Origin of the sequence: Marinobacterium alkalitolerans (assembly GCF_017776525.1) — a bacterium.
Classification (GTDB): domain Bacteria; phylum Pseudomonadota; class Gammaproteobacteria; order Pseudomonadales; family Balneatricaceae; genus Marinobacterium; species Marinobacterium alkalitolerans.
In genome coordinates, this window is sequence record NZ_JACVEW010000011.1 from 1 (window position 1) to 17,655 (window position 17,655).

Below are 17,655 nucleotides of genomic sequence, written 5' to 3' on the forward strand. Positions count from 1 at the left end.
CAAAAAGATCGCCTTCGACCACTTCCATATTGCCCAGTCTTTAACGGATGCGCTAAGCGCCACACGCAAAGCCGAGATGCGTACGGTCGATATGCATTTGCGCCAAGAGGCACACCAGAGTCGTTTTCATTGGCTGAGAAATCGCCACACCCTGACCGATATACAACGGGAAAGGCTCAACCGCTTGACGGTGGCGTTATCTGACACGGCTTTGGTGTGGTACTTCAAAGAAAAAGCTCGGGATATCTGGAAGGGTAACCGGGTCCGAGGGGCCAAATCCGCATGGCAGGAGTGGATTGGACTAGCTAAGGCCTCTTCGATTCGCCCCTTGATCACGGTCGCAGGTCAGATAGAAGACAACCTCTGGGGCATTCTCAATGCGATGCGTTTGCAAGCCTCCAACGCCTTGGCTGAAGCGATCAATAGTAAGATTCGATTGCTGAGGGTGAGGGCCTGCGGCTTTCGCAATAAGGAACGCTTCAAGCGTGCGATCCTGTTTCACTTTGGAGGACTGGTGATGGAGCCAACCCACAGTAACGGGTGAAGAACCATATAAATACAGTGTTATAGGATCAGTTATGCACAGGAGGTGCTGACATGGGACAGAGCCCGTTTCTGAACCACATTCGTCAAGAACTCAAGTTACGCGGGTATAGCTTGCGCACGGAGAAGACCTATCTTCATTGGATCAAGCGCTTTATCTACTTCCACCGCCTCACCCATCCGGCACAGATGGGCGCACAAGAAGTCCGCGCTTTTCTGACATCCTTGGTCAACGACAATAATGTAGCAATCAACACGCAGAAAACCGCTTTGAATGCTCTGGCGTTTCTTTACCACAAAGTGCTCAACATCGAACTCGGCGACTTGGATTTTCAGCACGCCAAACGATACCGGCGCTTGCCTGTTGTTCTGACACCTTCCGAAGTAGCTCTGATACTGGATCAGCTTGATCCTCGCAACCGGCTGATTTTTTCCTTGTTGTACGGTAGTGGGCTTCGTATTACCGAGTGCCTGCGCCTCCGCGTTCAGGATATCGGTTTCTCTGATAACTCCATCACGGTGAGGAACGGTAAGGGCAACAAGGATCGCAAAACAGTACTGGGGAAACGCCTTCATGCCCCCTTGCAGGCCCAGATCCTGCAGGCACTCGCGATCCAGGAAGAGGATAACCGCCAGGGTCATGGGCCTTCGCTGCCAAATGCCATCGGCAAGAAATACCCGAATGCCTTTCGGCAGCCGGATCACTTTGCCGGTACGTGCAGCCCTCTTGATAAACCCTAAGCGCATGTCAGGGTGGTATGCTGAGTTCGCCGGCTTGATTCGAGAAATCGGCTGTCCATCTGGGGCCGATGTACTGACGTTTCTGGAGTCTCTGCCAGCCGAACAGCAGCAAGAGGCCATGTTTGGCGTCCAGTAATTGCTTTGTCCTGGCTCATCAGGCCTTCCCTGGCCAATAACACTCACTGGAAAAATCTAACCGCTCAGCCCCGGCAGCCAGAGCACAATGGACGGGAACAGAATGCAGAGCACCAGCCCGGTGAGCTGCAACAGCACAAAGGGGATGATCGACTTGTAGATGGTGCCGATACCCACATTGCCCTGGGTGATCCCCTTCAGATAAAAAAGGGCGTATCCGAAGGGTGGCGTCAGGAAGCTTGTTTGCAGGTTGATCGCCACAAGAATGGCGAACCAGACCAGCACGGCCTCACCGTAGAGCTGGCCACCAAAGTCGAGTGCGGACACCACCGGCAGCAGCAGCGGCAGGATCACGAAGCTGATCTCGATCCACTCCAGGAAAAAGCCGAGCAGAAAGATCAGGCCCATCAGCAGCAACAGCAGGCCGTAAGGCCCCAGACCGGTGCCGGTGATCATTTCTTCGATCATGTCAGCGCCACCCAGGCGCTTGAACACCACACTGAAACAGGTGGCCCCGATCACCACGAACAGGATCATGGCTGAGGTCTTGGAGGTGGAGCGGCACACGTCCCGCAGTGCTTTCACGTTGAGCTGTTTCAGGAACAGTGCCAGCAGCATGGCACCGGCAGCCCCGATGGCAGCCGCTTCGGTGGGTGTTGCGATCCCGGCCATAATGGAGCCCAGTACTGCCACAATCAACACGACCGGTCCCAGCAGGTCACGCAGCAGCGCGATCGCCAACGGTGCCTGATGCTCGGTCTGTTCAGAGGCACCGCCTTCTTTGGCCAGCGGTGCCCACTCAGGCTTGAGCCAGGCCGCGATCAGCAGATAGAGCGTGTAGAGCACGCCCAGCATCAGACCGGGAATCAGTGCAGCCTTGAACAGATCCCCCACGGAGATCTGCATGATCGAGCCCATCAGCACCAGCATGATGGAGGGCGGAATCAAAATACCCAGTGTGCCCGAAGCCGCCACAACCCCGTAGGCCATTTCCGGCTTGTAGCCCTGCTTGAGCATCACGGGCAGCGCCAGCAGCCCCAGCATGACCACGGATGCACCGATGATGCCGGTACTGGCCGCCATCACCACGCCCAGCAGCGCCACGGAAACCGCCAGACCACCGCGCACATTGCCGAACAACCGTTGCAGCGTCAGCAGCAGGTTTTTGGCCACGCCGGAACGCTCCAGCATGAGCCCCATGAAAACGAACAGCGGAATGGCGATCAGCAGCCAGTTTTCAATCACCCCGCCGAAAATGCGCGAAGCAACCGTGCCCAGAAACGGCAGCGGAATGTCGCCAATGAACGCGAAAAGGATGCCCAGGCCACCCAGCAGGAAGGCAACCGGATATCCGCTGAAAATCCCTACCAGCAGGGCGACAACCATCGCTATCGCCAGTCCATATTCATCCAGCATCCGAGCTCTCCTCTACATCACGTGCCGGATCAAGTATGCGTGCCAGGCGGTCAAACACCTGTCCCAGTGCGCCCAGTGCCAGCAACAGAAGGCCTGCCGGCAGAGCTCCCTTGATCAGAAAGCGGTCTGTCAGGCCGCCGTAGTTGGACTGCTCGCCCGAGATGTAGGACATCTGCACCATGTGCTTGGACAGCCAGGCGATCAGTACACAGAACGGAATCAGAAATATCAGGTGGCCAAGGATCTCCACCCAGTGACGGGTCGTGCGTGACATGCGGTGATGCAGCATATCCACCCGTACGTGCATGTTGGCATGCATGGCATAACTGCCGCCGATCAGCGTGAGCAGGCCAAACAGATGCCATTGCAGTTCTGTCATGGTGTTGATGGTGATGGCGTTACCCAGAAGGAGTACCTTCTCCTCCCAGCGCATCACCTCGTTCACACTCATGGCATTCATAATGACGGTGGCCAGCACCGCCAGCATCACACCAATGACCAGCCAGCTGCTGACCTTGCCCAGCCAGCGGCCCAGCCCGACCAGCGGACTGGCCAGGCAGGCGCACCAGCGGGCGCCGGTCAGGCGCCAGCCGGGCAGGGGTGGATTAACGCGGAGTTGCTTGTAGCTCATACCACTCGTCCACCAGTTTGGTGTGCTCCATCAGAGACTCATACGCTTTCTTGAACAGCGGATTGTTTTTCATCTCTTCTTCACGCACTTCGTCCCATCCCTTGCGCAGTTCAGCCAGGACCGGATCCGGGAAGCGCTTCACTTCGATGCCCTTCTCTTCCAGCTTGCGGATGGTGCGGATCTGTTCGGCCGGGGCTTCAGACATGGACCACTGCAGAGTGGCACGGCATGCGGTTTCAAACTTGGCCTTGGTGGCGTCGTCGTACTCGTTCCAGACATCCTTGTTGATGATGAAAGAGAACCAGCTTGCAGACTGGTGCCAGCCCGGGAAGTAGTAGTACTTGGTCACGTCCTCGAAGCCCATGATCTGGTCGACCTGCGGGACGGAGAACTCGGACGCATCAATACGGCCACGTTCCAGCGCCAGGTAGATTTCACCACCCGGAATCAGCTGAGTGGACGCACCGTACTTGTTCAGCACCTTGGCACCCAGACCGGAGATACGCATGCGCAGGCCTTCAAAGTCCTTGATGTCGTTGATCTCCTTGTTGTACCAGCCGCCGGTTTCCTGCGGCGAGATGAAACACGGCAGTACCTTCACGTTGTACTGGTCGTAGGCACTCTGCAGGATTTCGGTCCCTTCGCCGGACCACATCCAGGACATGAAGGCTTCAGGGGTCGGACCAAACGGCAGTGCGCCGTAGAGGTTGGTCACCGGCACGGTACCGGCCCAGTAGCCGATCCAGTCCCAGCCCGCCGGCACAGCGCCGGAGGAAACGGAGTTGAACACTTCAAACGCCGGTACCAGATCACCGGGGTTATGCACCTTCAGCTCCACTTCGCCGTCGGTGACGGTGCCCAGCTCCTTTGCAAAACGCACGGCGCCTTCGCCGATGAAGATATTGGTGTTGAAGGTACTGGCCACATCCAGCTTGGACGGGCCGGCGGCCTGCAGTGAGGTGGACAGGGCAAGTGCCGCGGCACCTGCACCCAGTGCGGTGGTCATACGGGAGAACTGACTCATGTTTCACGTCCTTTTTTTGTTGTTGCAGTGAAAACAGAATTCAGCGGCACGGCCCGGTGCCGTGCCGATCTGTGATTTACTTCATGCTGATAGTGGTATTAACCCCTTCAGATTGGTTATCCGGCTCGAACCAGCGTGAGGTGACCGTCTTGGTCTGGGTCCAGAACTGGATCGCTTGTTTGCCGTTGGGGCCCAGGTCGCCCAGCTTGGATCCGCGTGACCCGGTGAAGCTGAAGAAGGCCACCGGAACCGGAATGGGAACGTTGATACCGACCTGGCCCACGTCGATGTCCGCTTCGTAGCGGCGTGCTGCCCAGCCGGAGTTGGTGAAGATGGAGGTGCCGTTACCGTTCGGGTTGGCATTGATGAACTCGATCGCCTCGTCCAGCGTATCGACGCACACCACACACATCACCGGCCCGAAGATCTCTTCGTCATAGATGCGCATGCCCGGCTTCACATCGGTGAAGATGGTCGGGCCGACAAAGTTGCCGTCCGGATAGCCATCCACGCTGATGCTGCGTCCATCCAGCGCCAGCGTTGCGCCTTCGGCCACGCCCGAGTCGATCAGGCTGATCACGCGCTCACGTGCCTGCGGCGATACCAGTGGCCCCAGGTCAGCATCACGCTGAGTGCCCGGCCCCACTTTCATGGTCTTGGAGCTTTCTATAATCTCGGGCAGCCACTCTTTGGCCTGGCCGACCAGCACCACGACGGAGTTGGCCATGCAGCGCTGACCGGCCGCACCGAAACAGGAACCGATCACGTTGTTGATCGCCTGGCTGCGGTTGGCATCCGGCATGATCACACAGTGATTTTTCGCCCCCATCATCGACTGCACACGCTTGCCTGCCGCACCGGCACGGTCATAGATGTGTGTACCCACGTGGGTAGAGCCGATGAACGACAGCGCCTTGATGTCGGGATGGTCACAGATCTGGTTGGCCACCTCAGGCCCGCCGTGGACCACGTTGAGTACACCCGCCGGGATACCGGCCTCATGCGCCAGTTCGACCAGTCGCATGGTGGAGGTCGGATCCTGCTCGGACGGCTTGAGGACAAAGGTGTTGCCGGTGGCGATGGCCAGCGGGAACATGAAACAGGGCAGCATCACCGGGAAGTTGAAGGCGGTAATACCTGCCCCTACGCCCAGCGGCTGCTGCAGGGAGTACACGTTCACGTTACCGGCTGCATTTTCGGCGATGTCGCCCAGCTGCAGGGTGGTGATGGAGCAGGCGTGCTCGATCACTTCCAGACCGCGGCCCACTTCACCTTCGGCATCCGGCAGTGTCTTGCCGTGCTCTTCGGTGATCAGTGCGGCAAGTTCTTCAGTGTGCTCACGCACCAGCGCCTGAAACTTGAGCATGATGCGCATGCGCTGCGCCAGCGACACCTTGCGCCAGGACTTGAAGGCCTCCTTGGCAACGGCCACGGCCTGATCGACCTCTTCCGGCGTTGCAAAGGGTACCCGGGCAACCACTTCCTGCGTTGCCGGATTGACCACATCGCGCCAGTCATTGCTGACGGAGCGGACCTTTTCACCATTGATTAACAGAGGAATTTCGCGAACCGACATGAACCTGATCTCCTTATATTTCTTGTGTACTCAGGCAAAACAAAGCTGATAAATGAGGTTCAATCGAGTCTAGCGGTGGATACGCTTGACAGACAACAAACACTTAAGCACATTGCTTTTGCAAAAACGCACAAGGGAAGCCTCCATGCTGAACTGGCAGGACATGCAAATTTTTCTCGAGGTCGCACGCGCCGATCGCCTGACGGATGCCGCCCGCCGACTTAATATAGACCACTCTACGGTTTCGCGCCGGATTCGTCGTTTCGAGACGTCACTCAACACCCAGCTGTTCGAGCGCAGTACCCACGGTTACCAGCTCACGGCCGCCGGCGAGCAGCTGCTGCTGTTTGCCGAGGAGATGGCGCGTCAGGCCAGCCGGGCCTCGGACAATATCAGTGATCAGAACCTGCAGGTCAGCGGACAGATCCGTCTGGGGGTGACTGAAGGGTTTGGCACCTATGTCATCACGCCGCTTCTCAGTGCGTTCCGACGTCACTTCCCGGATATCACCATCGATCTGCTGGCCCTGCCCCGCGCGGTCAATCTGGGCCGCCACGAAGCCGATCTCGCCATCACCATCGACCGCCCGCGCAACGCGGAAATGGTGGTCTCCCGACTGTGCCACTACCGGCTGCAGCTCTACGGGGAGCAGGAATACCTGAACCGCAAGGGATACCCGCACTCGGTTCGTGACCTCTATCGTTACGATCTTATCGGCTATGTGGATGATCTGGTGTTCAGCGACCAGCTCTGCTATCTGGACCCTTTGCTGTCGGAGTTGCCCAGCGCCCCGCATTTCAGCCTGCGCAGCACCAGCGTGATCACTCAGTTTCACGCCACCCGCTGTGGCTCGGGCCTGAGCATTCTGCCCTGCTTCCTGGCGAGTCAGGAGCCGGGACTGGAAGCCGTACTGACGGATCAGATCGACATTACGCGAGAGTTCTGGATTGCAGCGCGATCGGAGCAGCGGCAACTGTTGCGTGTGCGCTTGTTGTGGGATTTTCTGAAACGTGCGGTCGACGCCAATCAGGCGTTTCTGATGGGTCAGTCGAAGGAAGGATTACAGATGCCCGTGACGGGGGAGTTGCCCGGGGGAATGTAAACTGAACAGCGGGCTGGAAGCCCGCTGTTGCGAATCCGGACTGTCGCTTATGCTACGACAGTAACGTTTTCAGCCTGCGGACCTTTCTGGCCCTGAGTAACTTCGAAAGTTACTGTCTGGTTTTCGTGCAGAGTGCGACGACCAGTACCGTTGATAGCGCGGAAGTGAACGAACACGTCCGGGCCGTTTTCCTGCTGGATAAAGCCGAAGCCTTTCTCATCGTTGAACCATTTAACGGTACCGGTAACGAGCTGTGACATTTTTTGCCTCTTTCATTTGTATCGAACCAGCCAGGCTGGTTTTTTCTTATGTATGGACGCCCTCAATTGGCATCCGGTCGTTCAGGTTTGTCTCCACAAACCCCGGCCTTCACTGTCCATTCAGTCAAGGCCTTTTCGACCCCGGAATTCCGGGATAGAAACCTTTATCCGGTTGCTTTCCTGTGCATACCGGCAGCCACGCAAGCCGCATCTTCAGCATAAGTGCCCTTCATTGCGAAACCATGACGACATGCGAGAGCCCTGTCTGAAACAGTCAGACCGGTCGCTGTCAGAGATGTGGAAGCAAAACGAGAAGAGGAGTTACAACTGAAGGAAACGCGGGAAACAGAGTTTGGCGGGGCGATCCTGCCAAATGACAAATCGAAGTCATGACCGGCAGGAGGCCGACAAAGCTTCGAATCGTAAAGCGCGGTATCCGAACCGCTTGCGTACTGATGTATCAAAAAATCTTGCTCCGTGCCGACACCTGTCGGCTGCCCGGTCACCCTAAAAACAGGGCTCCGGCTAACTCACTTTCAAAGCATAATACTCCAGTAAAGGGCAAATACAATGCTGTAGCGCAATTTTTATTTACACCTTTTCACGCGATCCCATACACACAAAAGCGCCCTGCCTGCATCCAGACAAAGGCGCTTTTTATGGTGGGGTTATGCCCCCCTGATCAGGATCAGCGTCGGCCGCGGCGACCGGCACCACCGGCGTTGCGGCCCTTTTTGCCCGGCCGATTGCCGCTTCTTGGCGGCAGCCCGGTATGCTGGGTGAGCAGCTTGCCCTTGCCGGCACGGCTGGACTTGGGCGAATTCTTGCGACGCGGACTCACATGCCGGGCGCCCTCGGGCTGCTCGGCAGGGATCAGCTGTCTGTCGCCATCACCGATCAGATCAGCACGGCCCATTGCTGTCAGCGCTTCACGCAGCAGTGGCCAGTTGTCCGGGTCATGGTAGCGCAGGAACGCCTTGTGCAGACGGCGCTGACGCTCCCCTTTCACCGTTTCCACCTTCTCGCCGCTTTTCTTATAGGTCAGCTTGCGCAAGGGATTGCGGCCGGAGTGGTACATCGCCGTGGCGGTAGCCATTGGTGAAGGATAAAACGCCTGTACCTGATCAGCCTTGAACCCGTTGCGCTTGAGCCAGAGCGCCAGGTTCATCATGTCTTCATCGGTCGTGCCCGGGTGAGCCGCAATGAAGTACGGAATCAGATACTGGTCCTTGCCCGCCTCTTTCGAGAACTTCTCGAACATCTTCTTGAATGCGTCATAGGTACCGATGCCCGGCTTCATCATCTTGTCGAGCACGCCCCGTTCGGTGTGCTCCGGTGCAATCTTCAGGTAGCCGCCCACATGGTGCGTGACCAGCTCGCGGACGTACTCCGGGTCTTCCACCGCCAGGTCATAACGCAGCCCCGAAGCGATCAGAATCTTGTTGACGCCCTCGAGATCCCGTGCCTTGCGGTAGAGCGAGGTCAATGAGCTGTGATCGGTGTTCAGATTCTGACAGATGCCCGGGAACACACAGGATGGCTTGCGGCAGGCCGCTTCGATCTCGGGGCTCTTGCACGCCAACCGGTACATGTTGGCCGTGGGGCCGCCAAGGTCGGAAATCACGCCGGTAAAGCCCGGCACCTTGTCACGAATCTCTTCGATCTCGTTAAGGATCGATTCGTGGGAGCGGTTCTGAATAATGCGGCCTTCATGCTCGGTGATGGAACAGAAGGTACAGCCACCGAAACAGCCGCGCATGATATTGACCGAAAAACGGATCATCTTGTACGCCGGAATCTCGGCATCACCATACGCCGGATGCGGTACTCGCTGGTACGGCAGGTCGAACACATGGTCCATCTCTTCAGTGGTCAGCGGGATCGGCGGCGGGTTGAGCCAGACCTCCTGATCCCCGTGCAGCTGCACCAGCGCCCGAGCATTGCCCGGATTGGTTTCCAGGTGCAACACCCGGTTGGCGTGGGCGTAGAGGACCGGGTCATTGCGTACCTTCTCGAAGGATGGCAAACGGATCACGGTCTTGCTGCGGTCCAGCCTCACACGGGGCTCGATATGCAGCACCTGCACCTCGTCTTCGGCCTCCATCTCGGCGCTTTCGCCACCCTCGCGGCCATTTTCGAGCTGGCAGGCATCCAGATCACGGGTGTTTACATAAGGGTTGATGATCTTGTCGATCTTGCCCGGACGGTCGATACGGGTGGAGTCGATCTCCATCCAGCCTTCAGGGGTATCCTTGCGCACGAAGGCGGTGCCGCGCACATCGGTAATCTCGCTGACCGGTTCACCACGGGCGATGCGGTGCGCCACTTCGACAATCGCCCGCTCGGCGTTGCCGTACAGCAGCAGATCGGCGCGAGCATCCAGCAAAATGGACCGGCGCACCTTGTCCTGCCAGTAATCGTAATGGGCGATGCGGCGCAGCGAGCCCTCAATGCCACCCAGAATAATCGGCACATCCTTGTAGGCTTCACGGCAGCGCTGACTGTACACCAGGCTGGCACGGTCCGGGCGCTTGCCCGCCTTGCCACCCGGCGTATAGGCGTCGTCGGAACGGATCTTCCGATCAGCCGTGTAGCGGTTGATCATCGAGTCCATGTTGCCTGCAGCCACACCAAAGAACAGGTTGGGCTTGCCCAGCGCCTTGAACGGCTCGGCAGCACTCCAGTCCGGCTGCGCGATGATGCCGACCCTGAACCCCTGGGCTTCCAGCAGGCGACCGATGATCGCCATGCCGAAGGACGGGTGGTCGACGTAGGCATCACCGGTGACGATGATGATGTCGCAGCTGTCCCAGCCGAGCTGATCCATCTCCTCACGGGACATGGGCAGGAAAGGAGCCGGGCCAAAGCACTCGGCCCAGTATTTGGAATAATCGTAAATCGGTGTCACAGCCGGCATGAACAACTCTGCGCTTAAGGGTGGATCAGGGGGCGCGAGTATAGCGCATTTTTTGACCAGAACCGACTGCAACGACGCACTCTGATCAACTATTTATTGCTAATGATAATTACTATCAATATCATAATCAGGCATTTTAACTTATGGATCCCCGCGAAAGGACGTTTTATGCTCAAGCGACACCCCCTCTCCCTCGCCATTGCCACCCTGCTGGTTTCACACACGTCTCAGGCCGAGAGCACCGAAGCCACACAGATCGACTCGGACAAGGTGGTGATTACCGGCACGGCCCAGTCTTTCAAGAGCGATACCAGCACCGGTGCCATGCGTATGGACATGTCACAGCTGGAGACCCCACAGCAGGTGAATGTGATCAGCGAACAGTTAATCACCGAACAGGGCTCAACGACGCTGGGCGAAGTGCTGGAGAACGATGCCAGCATTGCAGCGGGTGGAACCAGCCGTAACCGCGAACGCTTTTCTCTGCGCGGTTTCAGCCTGAACAGCGGCAGCGGGTTCCTGCGCAACGGACAGCAGCACTGGTCCCACTACCGCCAGCCCATTGAGCTGCTGGACCGGGTAGAAGTGCTCAAGGGGCCGTCCGGGCTGCTGTACGGAAAGTCGGCTCCGGGCGGGTTGATCAATATGGTCACCAAAAAGCCCACCTATGAACAGCAAACGCTTGTACGTCAGGATTTCGGCTCAGACAACGAACGCCGTACCCTGCTGGATACCAGCGGTGCTCTGACCGAGGACGAACGTCTGCGTGCCCGCCTGGTGCTGTCACACCAGCAGTATGACAGCTGGCGTGAGTATACCGATGGCAGCACGCCCGAAACCGAGCGCTTCGTGGGCGGCCTGTTCGTGGACTACGACCTGAGCGACAAGGCCACTCTGTCCTTCCACTACGACAAAACCCGGGATGACGGCAGCGTGGATTCAGGCGCCTATATCGAAGATGGCAAGCCGGTGCTGGGAGATCAGCATATCTGGAATGCCCAGTGGTCCAACATCGACAACGAGGTCGAGAACATCGGCGTGGACCTGGCCTGGCAACTGAGCAGAGACTGGGCACTGAACGCCGGATACAACCACCAGGATTTTGTGCGTCATGATCTGGAAAGCATGTCGTTCAGCAACTATGACGCCGCTGCCGGTACCTGGGAGGTACGCGGGTTCGACCGGCACGACAACTGGCAGTTTGAAACGGCCTACGCGGACCTGAACGGCCGCTTCAATACGGGCCGGATTCAGCATGAAGTGTTATTGGGCGCAAACTGGCTCAACTATTACTACCTGCGTCAGCAGGACAACTTCAGTGGCCTGTCGGCATCGGTCGGCAACAGCACCGCGTTTCCGGCGGGGCTGGATTACACCAGTGTTGCACCCGGTGCGCCCAGTGAGCGCGACTCCTACGGCCTTTACCTGCAGGACCTGATCACACTGACCCCACAGTGGCAGCTCCTGCTCGGGGCACGTTACGACCGTGAAGATGACGGCGAACAGGTGGAAAGCAACATCGTGCCCAAGGCCGGACTGATCTATCACCTCGCCCCGGCAGGCTCTGTCTACCTGACCTACTCGGAAAGCTTTGAACCCCAGGGGGAAGTAACCAGCGGACGCGGCATCAACTACATCAATGAGGGTATGAAGCTGGACCCGGTCACCGGTGAAATCATCGAGCTGGGCACCAAGTGGAATCTGATGGATGAGCGGCTTCTGCTCAGCGCTGCGGTCTTCGACCTGCGCCAGCAGAATATCGTGCTGCGTGAAGAAATCACCTCAGGTCCCAATGCCGGCATGTACGAAGCCTTTCAGGCCGGGGAACAGAAACATATCGGCGCGGAAATCATGGCGTCCGGCCAGTTGACTGACCGACTCTCTCTGCAGGGCTCCGCCACCTGGCTGAATGCTGAAATCATCGATCCGAGCCGACCGGCACTGAACGGCAACCGGCCTGCGGATGTACCCGAGTTCTCCGCGTCCGTCTGGACCCGCTATGACCTGACCGGGGACACCCGACTGAACCTGGGTGCCGTCCACGTGGGCGAGCGGTACGGTGACAGTGAGAATACCTACAGCAAGGATGCATACACCCGCTTTGACGCCGGGCTGTCCCACCAGGTACGCCAATTCAAGCAGGCCGACCTGACTCTGAGACTGAAAGTGGAGAACCTGTTTGACGAGGACTACCTCGCCGGCGGGGATCAGACCACCACGGTCCTCGGTGAAGGCCGCAACTTCCTCGCCTCTGTCGAGATGCGTTTCTGAGCACCTGACATCATCCTCTCCCCAACGTCAACGGCCCCTTTCGGGGCCGTTTTATTGTGCGGTATCAGGATCAGGCGTTCCTGGGGCTCGGTTTGCCCAGCACAATGGACACCAGCGCCACGGCAGCCAGCACCCAGCAGTAGTGAATGTTGCCCACGATCACCAGCGGTGAAAGCCCCGCGATCGAGCCTGCCAGCAGCACCTGTGCACCGTAGGGCAGCATGCCCTGTACCACACAGGAGAAGATATCCATCAGACTGGCACTGCGACGGGCATCAACGCCGTAGCGTCCCGCAATATCCTTGGCCAGGCTGCCCGCAATCAGGATGGCCACCGTGTTATTGGCGGTACACACGTTGGTCAGCGCCACGGCAGCACTGATGCTGAACTCGCCGGAGCGGCGGTGCTTCTTCGGGTCGCTGCTCTGACGCGAGAGCTTGTCGATCACCCCGGCCAGCCAGACCAGCCCACCCTGAGACTTCATCAACGCGCCCAGACCACCGATCAACAGCGACAGGATCAGAATCTCCTGCATACCGGTATAACCGGCATAGATATCCTTGGACCACTGCGCCAGGTGGTAGTCTTCCGCTGCGTAGAAGCCAACGCCACCGGCCAGCAGAATACCGACAAAGAGCACCACCATTACGTTCAAGCCAGACAGGGCCAGCACCAGCACCGCCAGATACGGCAGGACGCGTATCAGCTCATAGTCACCCGGCGCCTCCATCTGGGCACTGCTGCCCTGAATAAACAGCCACACCAGCGTGAGCAGGGCAGCCGGCAGTGCAATCTTGAAGTTGAGGCGGAACTTGTCACGCATCTCGCAGCCCTGGGTACGGGTAGCAGCGATGGTGGTATCGGAAATGATCGACAGGTTATCGCCGAACATGGCGCCACCGACCACGGTACCAATGGTCAGCAGCAGCGAAAGATCCGTCGCTTCGGCCACACCGACCGCGATGGGAGCGATGGCAGCAATAGTCCCCATGGAGGTGCCCATGGAGGTGGCGACAAACGCGGTGATCACGAACAGCCCCGGCAACACCAGCGATGGCGGAATAACGCTGAGCCCCAGATTCACGGTCGCATCCACGCCGCCCACGGCCTTGGCGACACTGGCAAACGCGCCGGCCAGCAGGTAGATCAGCGCCATGGTAATAATGGTGTTATCACCCACGCCCGAGATGAAGGTCTCGATCCGTTCGTTCAGCTGCCCTTTCTGGAACAGCAACGCCAGCACGATCGCGGGCAGAATCGCAACCGGTGCCGAGATCTGGTAGAAGGCAAATTCAACGTCTGCCGCCTGATAGTACAGACCACTGCCGATAAACAGTGCCAAAAAGAGTCCAAGTGGCAACAAGGCCAGCGGAGAGTTCTGCTTCATTATGCGTATCCGGATTGTTTATGGCCGATCAGGCCAACACCTTGCCACTGCGGGCCGGGTAGGCTCACAGAGACAACGGATTCAAGAGGTTACAAACCTTGTCGAGGCTTAAATCGACAAGGGCCCAATAGAGTTGCGCCACCCTGCGCGAAGAAGTGGTCCTTTATACTACAAACGTAGTATGAACTGAAGTTTTTATAACTTTCTATCGAAGCGAGGCGAGCCAGTCCGGCCCCAGCTGCTGCATCTGCGCCAGTATCCAGTGTGCTCGCTGTCGCACATGAGGGCTGGGCGGTTCCGCGGGGTAACGCCAGGGGTTGGGCAACACGGCTGCCAGCCGGGCCGCCTGCTGTGGCGATACGCGAGACAGGGGCCGCTGAAACCAGTATTCGCTGGCGGCCCCCACACCATAAACGCCCGGGGCGAACTCCACGATGTTCAGGTACAGCTCCAGAATGCGACGCTTGCCCAACACGCCTTCCAGGGCCAATGCCAGCGGCAGCTCAATCCCCTTGCGTGCCCAGTCCCGCCCGGGCCAGAGAAACAGGTTTTTGGCCGTCTGCTGCGTCAGGGTGCTGGCCCCTCGCAGCCCCTGCCCATCCAGTGCATCACCCAGCGCCTGCTGTATCGCCTTGAGGTCCACTCCGAAGTGCAATGGAAAGCGCTGATCTTCGGAGGCGACAACGGCCAGCTGCATGCTGAGCGGGATCTGTTCCAGATCAACCCACTGGTGGCGAATGCTGTCCGGATACCCCGGCGGCCGGGTGATTTCCCGCCACGCCATCCAGGACCAGACCGGCGGATCGATGACTTTCACGCCCAGTATCAGCAACAGCGCCAGCAGGCAAAGCACCAGCAGAAGTCGCCAGGTCAGCCACCACAGGGGGCGCAGAATATAGCGGGATAACAGGGAAGGCCGGGTGCGCGCTACCATGGTGTTTGGCGGTCAGTGTTAACGGAAAACAGACTCATGGGCCTATTGTATAGACTGTTGCGCTAACGTGCCCAGCGTCTGTGAGGACCGGCTCCGGGCAGGCGCTTCAGGCGGACTCCTGCTGCAACTGCCTGAACCAGAGATCAATCATGCGCGGGTCGGCCTGACTGACCTGCACGGGCGCAAACAGGGGCTTGCCTCCAGCGGCCTGAAACCGCTGCGCGACTTCAAGGCCAAAGGCACAAAAGCGGGGGTAACTGCGATCCCCCAGAGCAAGCACGGCAAACGGCCTGCCGGCAAAGCGATCAAGTTGAACGCTCGCCTCCCACCCGACAGCAGTTTTGGGTGGATCTCCGTTACCGGTGGTACTGACCACCAGTAACAGCGCCCTGTCAGGCGGCTCAACACGGCCCAGCTGATTAAGCGCAACCGGCTCGGCACTGAAGCCGGACTTGCGCAGGCGCTTGCAGGTTGCCTGCGCCAATTGGCGTGCCGTTCCGGTTTCGGTCGCATAGACCACGCGGTAATCAACCCGATCCGATGCAGGTGGGGCCGATGCTCGCTGGCGGCGCAGCGAACGGGCCAGCACCAGGGCATAGGCGACCAGTGCAACACTGGCCCAGCCGCGACGCTCAGCGCTCAGGGCGTCCAACTGCCAGATGCCCAACAGCAGCAGCCCCAGCAACAGCCAAAGTACCCCTGACGCCCACTTCACAGCGGCAACACCTCCAGCGTGGCGCTGTAGCTCAGACGGCGTTTGGCCCCTTCAACAACCTGGCTCGGCTGCTCTGCCTCCAGCTCCAGCCAGTACATGCCCGGCTCATCAAAGATAACTTCAACCTTTCCGCCGCCATCCGTTGTCAGCGCAATCTCGTCAACCCGGTCACGGTAGCGGATACCGTCCCGAATCAGCACCCCTGACAGTCCTGCCGCAGGCTTGCCATCCAGCAGAAACTTGAACCGCACGGGCTCAGCGGTCACCAGATCGTTGGGGTGGGTCAGCGGCACCAGCTCGAGCCCCTGTCCGCTGGGCATAAAGGTTGCGTTCGTCGGTGCGCCTCTGGTCACAAACACCTGCATGCGACGGTCAACCTCGCTGACGCGCAAATCCTGTGCCGCCACCGGAATCTGATCAAGCTCGTCAGCCCTGCCCCACCAGCGCGTGGGCTTGCCATCCATTTTGAAGAACGCGAACACGCCCTGCCGATGCATCTGCAGGGTATAAGTGCCCTCTTCTTTCAACTCAACGTCAAACGTGGAGCGGAAACGCCCCTTGGCCCGGTTCTGCGCGTCGACGGCTTCACCGGACGGTGACAGGATCTGCAGCGAGTCCAGCTGCAACGGGTGGTATTCAAAGTAGAACAGGCTGTTGGATACGGCGCCATCGACGGTCACCCAGGCGTTGTCGCCCGACAGGACGGTTGCCGAGGGCAGCATCCAGGCACGGTGTGCCTGCGCGACGGTGGCAAGACTCATTCCCAGTACCAACAGGGCTCCGGCCCCGAAACGTTTCATATTCATGTTGCTTCCTTCAGTTTTACGGCTTCATGTCCAATGCCACACGCCCGAGCTCGTGCTGCCCCTGCTTGTGCTGTTGCAGGGCTGTTTCAGCCGGCCATTGAAACGGCAGACGTATCCGCTCAAGCCCGCCCACTTCTCGTGCCGCCTCCACCACCAGGCGATACTGTCCGGGCAAGAGGTTCTTCAAAGGCGCCTCACCAGCGGCAAAGGTCAATCGATGCACCCCCACCGGACGGGTAGCCCCTGACAGCCCATCAACCGGCAACTCGAGCTGGCGACCACTGCGGCGCCACCAGAGGCGCAGGTCCTTGAGCCATTTGGTGCCTTCATTGTTTTTCATCTCCAAGTCATACCAGACAGCCAGATCCTGCTGGTGGCGCCCTCGCTCATCCTCGATCCAGATCGCCACATACGGGCGGTGGTATTCCGCCACCCTGAGTGCCGGAATCTCCACTTCAACACTCAACTCCCCGGCCAGTAACCGGCCTGCCGAAACGGACAGCAACATGGCGGCCGTCGCACCTTTCCATCGCATAAAGACTCCTTAATGCACCATTAGAATCGCCAGCAGCAGTGGCACCAGAATACCCAGCCCCGTAACGGGCCAGACACCCGTCCGTTCACGCGCGTGCAGCCAAAGCACGGCAAGGCCGGTCAGGCTGAACACCACACAGACAAGCGCAAAAACATCGATAAACAGACGCCATGCTGCCCCGGTGTGACGCCCCTTGTGCAGATCATTGAGGTAGGCGATCCAGCCGCGGTCGGTGGATTCGTACAGCAGCGCACCAGTGTCCAGCTCTACACTGATCCAGGCATCGCCACCGGGACGGGGCATGGCAAGATAGACTTCATATTCCGACCACTCCGCCGGACCTGCAGGCAGATGGATCCCTTGCTGCCGTTGCATCCAGACTCTCAGCTCCCGTGGCAGCGCTGCTTCCTTTGAGCGGGACACCTGCAGAGCCTTGAGAACCGGTGCCGGCACCGTTTGCGCCAGCGTCGTTACCTGTGGCTCGGCCGCGATCTGACCGGCGTGATTGAGGGTAAAGCCGGTAATGGCAAACAGCAGCATGCCAAAGAGCGCCAGCGCAGAGCTGATCCAGTGCCAGGTCAGCAGACGGCGCAACCATTTCGCCCGTGACGGCCCGGCTTCGCGCGTTTCTGTACTCCTGATCTCTGTGCGTTCCATGCCGG

At 58.9% G+C, this 17,655-nt stretch carries 16 protein-coding genes; 4 read left to right on the forward strand and 12 right to left on the reverse strand.

Going from position 1 to position 17,655, the window contains the following annotated elements:
* Both H9C73_RS08285 and H9C73_RS08290 read left to right on the forward strand, forming a co-directional pair.
* A partial coding sequence (locus H9C73_RS08285) for a transposase (protein ID WP_209287353.1) occupies positions 1-544 on the forward strand: 544 nt, incomplete at its 5' end.
* Between the two features lie 53 nt (positions 545-597).
* Positions 598-1,284: a phage integrase N-terminal SAM-like domain-containing protein gene (locus H9C73_RS08290; RefSeq protein ID WP_209287354.1), complete on the forward strand. Its 687-nt coding sequence runs from the start codon at positions 598-600 to the stop codon at positions 1,282-1,284.
* 192 nt (positions 1,285-1,476) lie between these two features.
* Here the strand turns inward: H9C73_RS08290 and H9C73_RS08295 are convergent, their stop codons facing one another.
* The 4 genes from H9C73_RS08295 to H9C73_RS08310 all read right to left on the reverse strand — a co-directional run bounded on the left by H9C73_RS08295 (position 1,477) and on the right by H9C73_RS08310 (position 6,066).
* Positions 1,477-2,835, reverse strand: a complete 1,359-nt coding sequence (locus tag H9C73_RS08295) for a TRAP transporter large permease (protein ID WP_209287355.1) — start codon at positions 2,833-2,835, stop codon at positions 1,477-1,479.
* Complete coding sequence (locus H9C73_RS08300; protein ID WP_209287356.1) at positions 2,825-3,466, reverse strand: TRAP transporter small permease subunit; 642 nt, start codon at positions 3,464-3,466, stop codon at positions 2,825-2,827. The genes H9C73_RS08295 and H9C73_RS08300 overlap by 11 nt, the downstream gene beginning before the upstream one ends.
* Positions 3,441-4,490, reverse strand: coding sequence for a TRAP transporter substrate-binding protein (locus H9C73_RS08305; RefSeq protein WP_209287357.1), 1,050 nt, complete (start codon positions 4,488-4,490; stop codon positions 3,441-3,443). Before H9C73_RS08305 ends, H9C73_RS08300 begins: the two co-directional genes overlap by 26 nt.
* Before the next feature lie 76 nt (positions 4,491-4,566).
* Complete coding sequence (locus tag H9C73_RS08310; RefSeq protein ID WP_209287358.1) at positions 4,567-6,066, reverse strand: CoA-acylating methylmalonate-semialdehyde dehydrogenase; 1,500 nt, start codon at positions 6,064-6,066, stop codon at positions 4,567-4,569.
* A gap of 145 nt (positions 6,067-6,211) precedes the next feature.
* Here H9C73_RS08310 and H9C73_RS08315 point away from each other — a divergent pair, with 145 nt between their 5' ends.
* Entirely contained in the window at positions 6,212-7,168 is a 957-nt protein-coding gene (locus H9C73_RS08315) for a LysR family transcriptional regulator (protein ID WP_209287359.1), read from the forward strand.
* A 47-nt stretch (positions 7,169-7,215) separates the two neighbouring features.
* On the opposite strand, the gene H9C73_RS08320 is transcribed toward H9C73_RS08315, so the two are convergent.
* Entirely contained in the window at positions 7,216-7,428 is a 213-nt protein-coding gene (locus tag H9C73_RS08320) for a cold-shock protein (protein WP_181740479.1), read from the reverse strand.
* A gap of 688 nt (positions 7,429-8,116) precedes the next feature.
* Positions 8,117-10,345: a YgiQ family radical SAM protein gene (locus H9C73_RS08325; protein WP_209287360.1), complete on the reverse strand. Its 2,229-nt coding sequence runs from the start codon at positions 10,343-10,345 to the stop codon at positions 8,117-8,119.
* A 168-nt stretch (positions 10,346-10,513) separates the two neighbouring features.
* Between H9C73_RS08325 and H9C73_RS08330 the strand changes: the two genes are divergently transcribed.
* Positions 10,514-12,616, forward strand: a complete 2,103-nt coding sequence (locus H9C73_RS08330) for a TonB-dependent siderophore receptor (protein WP_209287361.1) — start codon at positions 10,514-10,516, stop codon at positions 12,614-12,616.
* 70 nt (positions 12,617-12,686) lie between these two features.
* On the opposite strand, the gene H9C73_RS08335 is transcribed toward H9C73_RS08330, so the two are convergent.
* The 6 genes from H9C73_RS08335 to H9C73_RS08360 all read right to left on the reverse strand — a co-directional run bounded on the left by H9C73_RS08335 (position 12,687) and on the right by H9C73_RS08360 (position 17,650).
* Positions 12,687-14,003, reverse strand: a complete 1,317-nt coding sequence (locus H9C73_RS08335) for a Na+/H+ antiporter NhaC family protein (RefSeq protein WP_209287362.1) — start codon at positions 14,001-14,003, stop codon at positions 12,687-12,689.
* A gap of 205 nt (positions 14,004-14,208) precedes the next feature.
* Positions 14,209-14,937, reverse strand: a complete 729-nt coding sequence (gene mtgA, locus H9C73_RS08340) for a monofunctional biosynthetic peptidoglycan transglycosylase (protein WP_209287363.1) — start codon at positions 14,935-14,937, stop codon at positions 14,209-14,211.
* Between the two features lie 106 nt (positions 14,938-15,043).
* Positions 15,044-15,652, reverse strand: coding sequence for a flavodoxin domain-containing protein (locus H9C73_RS16080; protein ID WP_209287364.1), 609 nt, complete (start codon positions 15,650-15,652; stop codon positions 15,044-15,046).
* Positions 15,649-16,458 carry a DUF4198 domain-containing protein gene (locus H9C73_RS08350; RefSeq protein WP_209287365.1) on the reverse strand — a complete coding sequence of 270 codons (810 nt, stop codon included), beginning with the start codon at positions 16,456-16,458 and terminating at the stop codon, positions 15,649-15,651. The genes H9C73_RS16080 and H9C73_RS08350 overlap by 4 nt, the downstream gene beginning before the upstream one ends.
* A 16-nt stretch (positions 16,459-16,474) precedes the next feature.
* Positions 16,475-16,993, reverse strand: coding sequence for a DUF2271 domain-containing protein (locus H9C73_RS08355; protein ID WP_209287366.1), 519 nt, complete (start codon positions 16,991-16,993; stop codon positions 16,475-16,477).
* 9 nt (positions 16,994-17,002) lie between these two features.
* Positions 17,003-17,650: a PepSY-associated TM helix domain-containing protein gene (locus H9C73_RS08360; protein ID WP_209287367.1), complete on the reverse strand. Its 648-nt coding sequence runs from the start codon at positions 17,648-17,650 to the stop codon at positions 17,003-17,005.
* Between the last annotated feature and the right edge of the window lie 5 nt (positions 17,651-17,655).